The organism is Rubripirellula reticaptiva, assembly GCF_007860175.1.
Lineage (GTDB): Bacteria > Planctomycetota > Planctomycetia > Pirellulales > Pirellulaceae > Rubripirellula > Rubripirellula reticaptiva.
The window spans coordinates 943,178-955,341 of sequence record NZ_SJPX01000003.1; the positions used below are offsets into that span (position 1 = coordinate 943,178).

6 protein-coding genes are annotated in these 12,164 nt (G+C 54.7%); 2 read left to right on the forward strand and 4 right to left on the reverse strand.

Annotated elements, in window-relative coordinates; genetic code table 11:
* The gene (locus tag Poly59_RS16265; RefSeq protein ID WP_146535121.1) at window positions 1–561 is read left to right on the forward strand and encodes a hypothetical protein; all 561 of its coding nucleotides are present in this window, start codon (window positions 1–3) and stop codon (window positions 559–561) included.
* Window positions 562–647: 86 nt separating this feature from the next.
* Here the strand turns inward: Poly59_RS16265 and Poly59_RS16270 are convergent, their stop codons facing one another.
* Entirely contained in the window at window positions 648–3,476 is a 2,829-nt protein-coding gene (locus tag Poly59_RS16270; RefSeq protein ID WP_146535122.1) for an SHD1 domain-containing protein, read from the reverse strand.
* 275 nt (window positions 3,477–3,751) lie between these two features.
* The gene (locus Poly59_RS30405; RefSeq protein ID WP_146535123.1) at window positions 3,752–4,174 is read right to left on the reverse strand and encodes an RNA recognition motif domain-containing protein; all 423 of its coding nucleotides are present in this window, start codon (window positions 4,172–4,174) and stop codon (window positions 3,752–3,754) included.
* A 391-nt stretch (window positions 4,175–4,565) separates the two neighbouring features.
* Between Poly59_RS30405 and uvrA the strand changes: the two genes are divergently transcribed.
* Window positions 4,566–7,415 carry an excinuclease ABC subunit UvrA gene (uvrA, locus tag Poly59_RS16280; protein WP_315852599.1) on the forward strand — a complete coding sequence of 950 codons (2,850 nt, stop codon included), beginning with the start codon at window positions 4,566–4,568 and terminating at the stop codon, window positions 7,413–7,415.
* A gap of 1 nt (window position 7,416) precedes the next feature.
* Here uvrA and Poly59_RS16285 read toward each other — a convergent pair whose 3' ends face one another.
* On the reverse strand, window positions 7,417–10,137 hold the full coding sequence (locus Poly59_RS16285) for an MGH1-like glycoside hydrolase domain-containing protein (protein WP_146535124.1): 2,721 nt from the start codon (window positions 10,135–10,137) through the stop codon (window positions 7,417–7,419).
* A 179-nt stretch (window positions 10,138–10,316) separates the two neighbouring features.
* Window positions 10,317–12,071, reverse strand: a complete 1,755-nt coding sequence (locus Poly59_RS30555; RefSeq protein WP_146535125.1) for a DUF1559 family PulG-like putative transporter — start codon at window positions 12,069–12,071, stop codon at window positions 10,317–10,319.
* Window positions 12,072–12,164 lie beyond the last annotated feature (93 nt).

Consider the following 12,164-nt stretch of genomic DNA (forward strand, 5'->3'; position numbering starts at 1 on the left):
ATGCGTACCTTCTTAACTGCTTTTGTGTTGCTTGTCTGCTTGAATGTTTCGGCGACACAGGCTGCCGTTGTCGTTCAAATGCGTGAGATGGCTGGCGATGTGGTTTTCTCGTACGCAGGCAGTTTGGACCTAAGTGGGGTCGGCAATCCCGGGCTTTCGTTCAGTTTTGGCGGTATCACGCCATCCGGTGGAGATCTCAGTTTTGCATCCCCGAGCGGAACGGAGACGGAAATCTACAGCACTGCGATCGCTACATCCTCTGTGTTTGGTAGTGGGGGTAGAACACCTGGAAGCGTATTCCAGGGTGATCCTTTCAGTGTTTCCAGTTCGGCTATCACGATGCCGCGGAACTACATTAGCGGATCCCCGATCGTTGGCTCGTTCAGTTTTCAGGGTCAATCATTTAGCAGCCTTGGTATCAACAGCCTTGCGGCGCCCTATGTTTGGACGGTCAATGGCAGCGGTGATTCGATCACACTAACCGCGGTGCCAGAACCTTCATCGCTCGCGGCCTGTGTGTTGTTCCCGGTTTGGTATGCCGTCCGACGAAAGCGTCGGTAGCATTCACACGGAACCCTTTCTTAAGTTTCGTGCCTTTGACGTGGTCTTGCTTCGCTGACGCATCGCTTGCTTCGATTCAGCGAAACCTAGTTGGCGATGTCGACGAAGCCTTTGATAGTCAGTAGGGTAACGCCAAGGCCACGTTGGTATTTCGGATAGATGATTTCTTCCGGGACTCGGAGGTTGTCGAAGAGCGCGTAGCTTGCGTTGCTCGATTTTTGAAGTTCGTTGCCCAACTGTTCGTCTCCGCTTAGATGGACCGAATAAGGGACGCCGCCCACCGCAGTACTCCATGCCGATTGGTCTTGATAGACAACGCTGGCTTTTTGAATCCATGGCGTGACGGAGTGGGTCTCTTCGCCACTTCCACTGCGAGTTCCAAATCCGATGGTTCGGTAAGTCAACGTTTGCGTCTCTCCCGGGCCGGCTGATCCCGTCAATGTGGCTTCGCTCGTCGAGTCCTCGATCCAGCCATTTGCTTTCGCGGCCCTACGTAGTCCTGCTGCGATTTGTGGCGGAGCCTGAGGGTCAATCTTGATTCGGCTACCACGGACCAGCATTCGAATAGATTCAGGATCGACTTGTTTCATCATTTCAACCGCGTCTCGGTGCGGTACGCCAGCGACGCCAACAAGTGCCGACTTGCCCTTGGATCCTCCCATCGTCGCTGCGACCAGCATCTTGGTGCCAAGCATTTGCTGGTGATGGATGTTGACGTCGTCGATGTACTTGCGCAGATCAGGTCTGCCAAAACTCGCATTGCGAGCGCTGTCGTACGCCCACGCGATCAACCCCAATCCGCTGCTGTACAACTGTGGCCCGGCAACCAGCCAACCACCACCCAAATCCGCCAGCGGAGTGTCTCGTTTGACTTGAACACCACCGATGGGCAGCGTTTGAACTGGGTTGGTGCCGATCAAATCCCAGCGATAAATCTCCGATCGGGTCGCCACCACCAACCGTTTGCCATCGTGACTGAAACATGCCGTTGTATCGCCACTGCCTTCTAAACTGCCTTGACCGGACAATTGTCCTGTTGCCGTTTCATAAACACCGACCGTGTTTGTTCCGCTCATCGCTGCGAAGTGTTGATGGTCGGTGTTGAGTTGAAAGTTACTCGATTGCAAATCGCCGACTTGATAGATCACGCGACGTTCGTCCAGATCCCATAGCGACACCATTCCACCGTAGCCGAACAGCATTTGGTGATCGCCGATCAACTCGGCCCGAACAGGGTCACGGTTAAAACTGTTTTTCTTTTTCGGAATGTTGACGGTGAATTCGGGCACCGCAGTCGCTTGGCCAGCGTCGATGCGATAGAACGAAAGTTGGTGCGGTTCGCTCCACGTTCCACGGACACTCGCGACCACCGCGCGTCGCTGTTGCGGTGAATAAGTCACAAATCGTTGGTCAGGATAGAATTTCGGACCGGCCGACGATTTCTTTTGCGTCAAGCTAGCCCAATAAAGTTGGGAAAGCATTTTTGCGTCTCTCGAGCTCCACGAGGTATCGTGCGTCCCGACTGCGATCCATCCCTCGCTTCCTCCGATGGGAATAACCGATCCGACCGTATGTTTCGGTTCGATGGAAAACGCTGTGCCGCTTTGTGGCAAGGCGACCGTCTGCTGAGAAACGCGTGGGCCTAACGCAATTGTCAACGTCGACAAATCGGGACCGCTAGCGCCGCGGTTTGTCCCTGGGATCGACGTTCCGATCGAAGGACGACTTGGGGTTTCGGAAATTAAACCTGCACCTGCCAGTTCGACCAAGGGTGGGCGGCGAGCAATCACAGGTGTTTCGCGAAGTAACTTCTTAAGCGGAGTGCTTAGTTGTTCGATCGCGACACGGATCTCGGTCTTGTCTTCCTTCAAGATGGTGACGTGCGTTTCATCGCGAGCCATGAAGCGGCCCATGATCTGCGAATCGCCGGTCGCGCTCGCCCACAGACGCCAATGCCCTTCGCCATTGGGATAACGAAGGTCATCTAGTTCAAACAGTTCGGTCTTTTTACCCCAAGTTCCTGCGTCGTATTCAATCAGCGCGCCTACCACTCGGACTTCTTTGACGACGCCGTCATACCAAGTCGAACTAACGCGAGCTTGAATTTGATCGTCGACGCGAATGGGCACCGCTCCATCAATCTTGTTCAGCTCGCTGGTGATCGGTGTTTTTGCAAGCAGCGTTCGCAGCGATCCGTGCAAGCTGGCGATCGGCATCGTGACATCGCTGCCATCGGTTTTGCGAATCGTGACATCCGTTTCCGTTCGTGAAATGAATCTTGCTTCGACTTGGAACTTTTCGCTGGCGTCTTTCCAGATCTGCCAGTGCCCTTCGCCATTGGCAAAGCGGATATCTTCTAACTTGAAGGATCCGGTGCTTGGACTGGATCGACCCACGTTGTATTCAACCGTTGCTTTGTCGTTCGAAAACGACTTGACTGTACCGGGATACCATTTTTTCCAAGACTGCACTTCCACTTGATCACCAGCGCGGACGGGGGCCACGATGTCGGCGGTGACGGGGGTCTTGGCAAGCAGTGCACGAATTGTCGGGTGCAAACCGGCAATTGGCACCGTTGCTTCGTTGCCATCAGCCTTGCGAATCGTGACGTCCGTTTTTGTCCGCGAAATGTACCGTGCTTCAACGCGAAACTTGCCTGTTGCGTCCTTCCAAACCGTCCAATGCCCTTCATTGTTGGGGAAACGCATTTTCGTGACGTCGAACTCAGACGACTTTTCACCGAACGACGATGTGTATTTCACCATCGCTTTGCCAGCGGCATAGCTTTCAACGACGCCGGGATACCAAGTTGAAAACGACAGGACCTCGATCTGATCGCCGGCCCGAACCGGATCGATGTCTTCTTGCGCGTGGACAGGTGAACTCGACAAAAGCATCATCATCAGCAGCGTCATGATGGCCCATCGCAAACCGAACTTAATCACTACACCCCCCAAAAAAAACGGTCCTCACAGTTTGAGGCATTATGACCGATTCTACGGCGATCCGCGTGTATGGGCGAACTTGTGTCGACTGAATCAAGCGACAGTCGCGTGGGTTCATTTGCACCGCTTGCAAATGGGGTTAGCAGTTTGACGTCGTTACGAAAAAAGGGTGCTCGGCATAAACCGGGCACCCTTTCGTTATTCAGTGTTTGACTGATTTCTTTAGCTTCGTAGCTGTGTTCGGCTTAGTAGCGATCGCCACCGCGTCCGCCGCCACCACCACCGCCACCGTAGCCGCCGCGATCGCCACCACGGCCACCGCCACCGCCACCGCCGCCACCACCGTAACCGCCACGACCACCGCCGCCACCGCCGTAACCGCCGCGTCCGCCGCCACCACCACCGCCGCCGCCACGATCTTCGCGTGGACGAGCTTCGTTAACGGTCAACGAGCGACCGTCGTGTTCTTTTTCGTGCAGGCCACTGATCGCCGCTTGAGCTTCCTCGTCGGTGCCCATTTCAACAAAACCAAAACCTTTACTTCGACCAGTGTCACGATCTGTGATGACCTGAGCACTATCGACTGTCCCGAACTGAGCAAACAACTCTTCGAGGTCGGAGCTTGAGACATTAAAGCTCAAGTTTCCGCAATACAATTTCCTTCCCAACGCTAACTCCTAGGCAAGGATTCACGACCCGTCGTTTACTTTCCGGGCCAAAAAGAAAGAGGCCAGCTTGGAGACCTACCAAGTGGGACGAACGAAAAGGGAACGGGTGTCGCGGTGGAACCGATGAGGGATCCAGGCGACAGTTTCAAAATCGACGAACCAACCATCGGAAATGTTACCCGATTGCAGGCTGGCGAACAGCCCAAACTCCGATACCTGCCAAAACCAACTCAAAATTCATTTTTTTCGGCTTCAGGACATAAAGCTCAAGTGATTTGCGACTTTGGCGTATGGTTGGCCCCTGTTCGGCGCGCCACCCTTCGTTCAAACGCCAAATGGTGTCAGAATTGACGCGTCCATTGATGTCCTTTTTAAACCGGAACCGATTGTCTTGTCGCCTGATGTCATTTCCGTTCGCGGTTGCCGCGTCCATAACCTGCAAAACGTCGACATCGACATTCCTCGGGGCAAGTTGGTCGCAATTTGTGGCGTTTCGGGCAGCGGTAAAACTTCCCTCGCCTTGGACACTTTGTATGCCGAGGGACAGCGATGCTATATCGAGAGTTTTTCGGCCTACACACGTCAGTTCCTGCAGCGGCTCGACAAGCCAGATTGCGACTTGATCGATGGGATCCCGCCCGCCATCGCAGTGACTCGGGCCGGCGGATCCAAAACCAACCGCAGCACCGTCGGCACGTCGACCGAAATCGCGGATCACTTGCGGTTGCTGTTCGCCAAAGTGGCAACGCTGTTTTGCTATTCCTGTGGCGAAATCGTTGAAAGCGATGATCCGGCCGTCGTCGCCCAACAGTTGTCGGGCCAACCAGATGGCACTCGCATGATGATCGGGTTCTCGATCTGGTTGCCCAATCCCAAAGCGGCCAGCGAAATTCTGTTGGGATTGCAACAGGAAGGCTACCTGCGGCTTGTCGCTGGAGACGAAACATTCCACTTGTCCGATGAAGATCGCGCGCGATTAGCAAAGAAGATTGGCAAGAACGGGATGGAGATCACGGTGATCGTTGACCGGGTGACCGGTGCCGACTCGATCGAACGACTCACGGAGTCGATGGAAACGGCCATGAACGAAGGCAACGGTCGCGCGGTCGTGTTCCTGAGCGTGACGGCGAACGCGATCACGGATAAACCAACCTTGCCGGCCACTAACACGCGTGCCACCGTCACGATTGATGGGCGTGATTGGATTCGGCGAGTGGCAAGCCGCGATCGTCGCTGTGATGCCTGCGATATCGATTATCCCGATCCCGTGCCACGATTGTTCAACTTCAACAATCCGCTCGGCGCTTGTCCGGTTTGCGAAGGTTTTGGCGATGTGGTCAGCATGGACATGGACTTGGTCGTGCCGGACAAGTCGTTGTCGCTTGCCGAAGGTGCGATCGCACCCTGGAACACTCCGTCGTACGAACACGAGAAGTTCGAGCTGCTGGAATTGGCGGATGACTACGGCATCCCGGTTGACGTGCCGTTTCGCAAGTTGAAGGCGAAACATCGAAAGTTGATTGTTGGCGGAGTTCCCGAACGAAACTTTGGTGGACTCAACGGTTTCTTTGCTTGGCTAGACCGCAAGAAGTACAAGATGCACGTCCGCATCTTTGCCTCGCGTTTTCGATCGTACGCTCCATGCGATGCGTGCCACGGCAAGCGTCTGAAACCGGAAGCCCTGGCATACCGAATCGACGGACGCAACTTTGCGGATCTGCTTGCGATGCAGGCTGACCAGGTCTCGTCGTTTTTCGATGCCATGAAATTGGCGGCGCGAGAAACCGTGATTGCAAGAGAACCGATCACGCAAATCACTGACCGGATCGGATACTTGCAGGACGTCGGGCTTGGCTACCTACAACTCGATCGGACTTTGCGAACTCTTTCGGGTGGCGAAACGCAGCGAGTTGCCTTGACGTCGGCACTGGGCAGCAGTCTGGTCAATATGTTGTACGTTCTTGATGAGCCGACCGCAGGGCTGCATCCTGCCGACGTTGATCGCTTGTCGCACGCCATTGTCGGGCTTCGTGATCGGGGCAATTCGGTGATCGTGGTCGAGCATGATGAAACGATGATTCGTTTGGCTGATCGCTTGATCGAGATTGGCCCGACCGCAGGTGTCGCTGGTGGCAAAGTGATGTTCGAAGGCACCATGGCGGAAATGTTGGCCGACGAAGACAGTTTGACAGGCCAGTTCTTAACGGGGCGACGAGGCGGGACGCTGCGAAATCACATACCGCGGACTCCGCACAGTCACATCACGTTGACGGGAGCCAGCGGACACAATTTACAAAACGTCGACGTTGATTTTCCGCTGAACGTGTTGACTTTGGTGACCGGAGTATCCGGCAGTGGGAAAAGTTCGCTGGTTCAGGACACGCTTTTTGGCGCTATTCGTGCGGCAAAGATGGGCGAGTCGACGAAGCCATTGCCGTTCGGTTCGATCCGCGGGCTCAGCCAGATCGACGACTGTGTGATGGTCGACCAGTCGCCGATCAGTCGGTCGGCCAGAAGTGCGCCGGTCACTTATGTCAAAGCATTCGATCCGATTCGAAAAACATTCGCCGACACGGTTGATGCACGAGTGCGAAACTTTTCGCCTGGACATTTTAGTTTTAACAGTGCCAAGGGCCAGTGCGAAAATTGCGAAGGCGCCGGCGTGCTGGAAATCGACATGCAGTTTTTGGCGGATGTGTCGATGCGTTGTCCGGTCTGTCGCGGCACGCGTTACCGCGAAGACATCTTGAAAGTACGCTATCGCGACCGAACGATCGACGATGTGTTGCAAATGTCAGTCCGCGAGGCGCACTCGTTCTTTCGCGGCGACGACAAAGTGCAAGATCGCCTACAACGAATGCTGGACGTAGGGCTCGACTACATCAAGCTTGGCCAGCCCGCGACGACTTTGTCGAGCGGCGAAGGGCAACGGTTGAAGCTGGCTACGTTTCTGGCCAGTGCTAAACGCCGGCGCACATTGTTCATCATGGACGAACCAACCACAGGTTTGCACTTTGCTGACATTGTTCGATTAGTCGACTGTTTTGACGCACTGATCGACGATGGCCACAGTTTGTTGGTGGTCGAACACAATGCGTTGCTGATGCAAGCGGCTGATCATATCATCGATCTTGGTCCGGGAGCGGCAGGTGAGGGTGGCCGCGTTGTCGCGACGGGAACACCCGCCGAAGTGGCAAAGGTCAAGGAAAGCGCGACCGGACGAGTGCTTGCGACGGCGTGACTCAGGTACCTTCGCAGTTGCTTCGTATCATTGTTGCGACAAGTGCCGTCCAGCCTGTTTGATGACTCGCGCCAAGACCTTTGCCCGAGTCAGCATGGAAGTACTCGTAGAACAGGATCAAGTCTTTCCACGCAGGATCTTTTTGATAGACGTCGTCGTTTCCGTGAGACGGGCGGAATCCTTTCTCGTCGACTTCGAACAACGAGATCAGTCGTCGTTCCAGTTCATGCGAGACTTCCATCAACGTCATCAGATTGCCGCTGCCCGTTGGGCATTCGACTCTCATGTCGTCGCCATAATATCCGTAGTAGCGTTTCATGGCTTGGATCAGCAAGAAGTTCATGGGGAACCAAATCGGTCCACGCCAATTGCTGTTACCGCCAAACATACCGCTGTCGCTTTCGCCCGGTACGTAACGGACTTCGTGGTGCTGACCCCCAAAGTCGAACACGAACGGTTGGTCACGGTGGATCGCCGACATGCTACGAATTCCGAACGGCGACAAAAACTCATTCTCGTCAAGCATCACTTCGATCAGGCGTCGCAGCCGAGTTTCCGATGGAATCGCCAACAAGCGTTTGCCGCCGGTTTGTCCTTCGGGACATTCGAACTCCATGTACGTCATGTGCTGGCTTAGATCGTCGCGGTTGTCCAAGAACCACTTCATCCGGCGTCTGAAACCGGGCAGTTTGTTGATCAGCTCTTCTTCCAGTACGACCGCGGTCGTCAGCGGAAACAGCCCCACCAACGATCGGACGCGGATCGGAATCGATTTTCCGTCCAGGTACAGGTGGTCGTAATAGAATCCGTCCTCTTCGTCCCAAAGACCGGTGCCGTCCATCGAATTCATCGCTTCGGCGATCGCAACGTAATGCTCAAAGAACTTACTGGCCATGTCACCATAGGCCATATCGTCTTCGGCCAATTCCATTGCGATCCGCAGCATCGATCCGCAATAGAACGCCATCCATGACGTTCCGTCAGCCTGTTCAAGGTGGCCCTGCGGCAACGGTTTGCTGCGGTCGAACACACCGATATTATCGAGTCCCAAGAAACCGCCAGCGAAGATGTTTTTCCCGCGAGGGTCTTTTTGGTTCACCCACCATGTGAAGTTCAACAGCAACTTCTGAAACGCGCGCGCTAAAAAGACGCGGTCACGTCCGTCCGTTTCGCCGGTGGCTTTGTAAATTTCCCAAACGCCCCAAGCATGGACGGGCGGATTGACGTCGCCAAGTTGCCACTCATACGCGGGAATCTGGCCATTCGGATGCATGTACCATTCACGTAAAAACAGAATCATCTGCTCTTTTGCAAAGTGCGAATCCAGCTTCGCAAATGGCACCATGTGAAAAGCCAGGTCCCAGGCCGCGTACCAAGGGTATTCCCATTTGTCAGGCATTGAGATTACGTCGCGATTGAACAGGTGGCGCCATTCGCTGTTTCGCCCACCTGCACGCGCTGGGCTCGTTTCAATGCCGTTGGGATCGCCGTCCAGCCAAGTCGCAACGCTGTAGTGATAGAACTGTTTGGTCCACAGCAATCCCGCGTACGCTTGCCGCATGATGGCCTTTTGCTGGGCGTCAAGTTTATCATCGATGATCGTGCGATAGAAATCGTCCGTTTCATTGATTCGCTTGGCGAAGGTTTCTTCGAACGACCTGTCGAACGCGAGCGTTGCAAACTTCTTGGCGTCGCCGCTCGCGGTTTCGGCGATTAGAGGCTCGTCGACGTGCGTCATCCGTAACTGGATCGTGACGGTTTCGCCTGCTTTGATGTCCAGTTTTGCGTAGGCGCCACATTTGGTGCCGCGTTGATCTGGGTTTACCGCGTTAGCGTCTCCGTTGACAATGAAATTGTTGAAACCGTCTTTGAAGAATTCAGATTCGCTAGGCAGTCCCGGATGTCGCTTGATATTCGTTTCGTTGTCGGTGAAAAGCCATTGGAATTCGGTTGAACCGTTCTTTTTCGCCGAGTCGTTGACCTGTTCGCATGCCATCCAGAATTGGCCAAGCGTCTCGTGATTTGTTTTGATCACGCCGTCTTGCAGTCGCATGGTCGGACGCACGGTGCATCCTTCTTCGGTGCACTTCCATGTCCATGTGTTACGGAAAAAGAATTGTGGAACTACATGCAGCTGTGCCGCTGCGGGACCACGATTTGTGATCGAAAGACGAATCAGTAGATCATCGGCAGCCGCCTTCGCGTATTCGGCGACGACATCAAAGTAGCGTGAACCGTCAAACGCGGGTGTGTCCAGCATCTCGTACTCGTCGTCCGTACGACTTCGTTGGCTGCTGATCGCGACTAGTTCTTCATACGGGTATCGCGACTGAGGATACTTGTAGAGCGCCTTCATGTAGCTGTGTGTCGGCGCGCTATCCAGATAGTAGTAGCACTCTTTGACGTCTTCCCCGTGGTTGCCCTCTGGCCCGGTCACGCCAAACAGTCGTTCTTTCAAGATGCTGTCGTTACCATTCCAAAGGCCGACATTGAAACACAGTCGGCACTGTCGATCGCTGATTCCTAGCAACCCGTCTTCGCCCCAGCGATACGCGCGGCTGCGAGCATGGTCGTGCGGGAAATAGCTCCACGTCGCATCACCACCGTCGCTATAGTCCTCGCGGACGGTGCCCCATTGGCGTTCCGACAGGTAAGGCCCCCAGCGATGCCAATTGACTTGCCGACGACGGCTTTCCGAAAGTCGTAATTCTTCAGCAGACATTGCGGTGACTAGGGTTCAAGTTTCCGGATGGTAGATGCTGATCGTACCGGGCAGACGGAATCAGGCAAAGCCGCAACAAACCCGCCCTGGTTTGCTGCGACGTCTGTATCAGTCGATATGGACGGACTTTGGTCAAGTCCGAGCTAGAAGCACCAACACCTTGCGAGAATCCGACGCAGCTAGAAGTCCATCAATGCGTCAATGTCTTCGCCGTTATTGGCCGTCCCGAGAGCACCCCATAATCCGTAGGGGCTGGGATCCGGCTTTGCTTGGCTGGCATCCGTGTCAACCGCAGTTTCGGTCGGCTCCGATACGATAGGAATCAAAGCCGCGTCGCCGGCTTCGATCGAGTCCGTGATAAACTTCACCGCTCCATCGCCCATCAAGACGTGGCAACCGCCCTGGTGCAGACTGCCGGCCGAGTAGATTCCGTCGACTGCGACGCTGCCGCCAACCGCACAACTCGGTTGGTTGGGCGGCAATAGGGTATTGGCCAGCGAGAATCCGGCTGCACCGTCCGCCCACCGGCCACCTCGCCCCAGACTGCCAAGTTTGATTTCGTCTGTGTAGTAGTTCGGTCGCTCGGGATCCACCAGGTTGCGGCAAAGCGAAGGATTATCAAGTAGCGAGATCGGCTGTGATATCGCGAATTGGCCGTTCACTTGGCGATCGTCGATGACTGCCATCTCGGTCATTGCGATTGTGTTGCTTAGCCCGTCTGATACGTCTCGGAACGTTGTCGTGATTTGACATCCGAACATGCCCCGCATCGATTTCGGCGTATGAACGTCGTTTGGCGAGTCGCCAATGCAGAACGTATAGCTGGTCAAGCCAAACTCATTAGACAAAAACGGTGAACTAGGACAGTGCAACGTCTGCATCTGTTCTCGCCAGGGCGAGTACTCCGAAACCCAGGGAGCTGGCCCCATCGCAGGATAGGCCACGCTGTCGATGACAGCAGGATTTGAAATTTGTTCCCATAGAGATTGACACTCGATGAACGGAACAAGCCCGACGAGTCCACTGATGCGATGCTCGTTGGCTTCGGTTCCTCCCATCGCCATCGGCAGTCTCTTAAAGGCCGAATGGTAGTTGTGAATCGAAAATCCGATCTGCTTGAAGTTGTTCGAACAAGACATCCGTCTGGCCGCTTCGTTAGAAAACCGCATCGACGGCAACAACAATCCAACCAATACGCCGATAATCGCGATCACGACAAGCAACTCGACCAAAGTAAAGCCCATCTGATTTCGGACACGACGCAATTTCATTGAACTCTTCATCGCATGACCCTTTTGTTGCAAAACCCAGGACTCGAAAAGGACGATCGGCGTGATCCAGCTGGCCCACGCATTGACGCGGTAAAACCATTCAGATTCGGCTTCGATGTAGCTTGCCGCACCCGCGACGACACGCAGAATCAGTGGCGATAGCAGCAGCAAAAAGCAGCGTGTTGTCCAACGCCGGTGATCATCCATTCGTCCGGATCTGGCCGTCTGCATCGCCATCACGGCTGTCACGCCGGTGGCTATTGAAAGTGCAGCAAATCCGACACCCGCAATCGGTCCAGCGTGTGCACGAATCGACATCGCCAATCCAGTGGGAACAAGGACTGCGATCACCAGCGTGATGTGGTACTTTGCGAGGCTCCGGTGCAACTTTAGGTGTCGCGAACGCAGTCCACTAGACATCAAGAACGCTGCCGACACAATCGAAATTGGACCGGCAACAATGTGGGCATAAAACGCGGTTGCATACCAACCGTAGAAATTGCCTTGCATTCCGTTAAGAAAAGCCGAGTCAAAGTTAGGTGGCAAATAGTTGCGGTATTCCCACAGAATCAGCAACCAGACCTTCGTCGCAAGCGCCGTGACCGAAATCAGGGCCACAGGGCCTAGTCGTGAACGACGTGCCGGAAAACCGAGGGCATTCATTTCGCAAATCGCCAGCGGTGGTTTTCTGCGGGAAGCAGGTGGACGGATAAGTCCAAAGATGAGCCTGGTGTGCTTCCGTCACTTCCATAGTAT

What these genes read in the sequence shown, in the direction of transcription:
- Poly59_RS16265 (WP_146535121.1), top strand. Translation starts at nt 1, where the DNA reads ATGCGTACCTTCTTAACTGCTTTTGTGTTGCTTGTCTGCTTGAATGTT.
- Poly59_RS16270 (WP_146535122.1), bottom strand. Translation starts at nt 3,476, where the DNA reads ATGACGCTGCTGATGATGATGCTTTTGTCGAGTTCACCTGTCCACGCG.
- Poly59_RS16285 (WP_146535124.1), bottom strand. Translation starts at nt 10,137, where the DNA reads ATGTCTGCTGAAGAATTACGACTTTCGGAAAGCCGTCGTCGGCAAGTC.
- Poly59_RS30555 (WP_146535125.1), bottom strand. Translation starts at nt 12,071, where the DNA reads ATGAATGCCCTCGGTTTTCCGGCACGTCGTTCACGACTAGGCCCTGTG.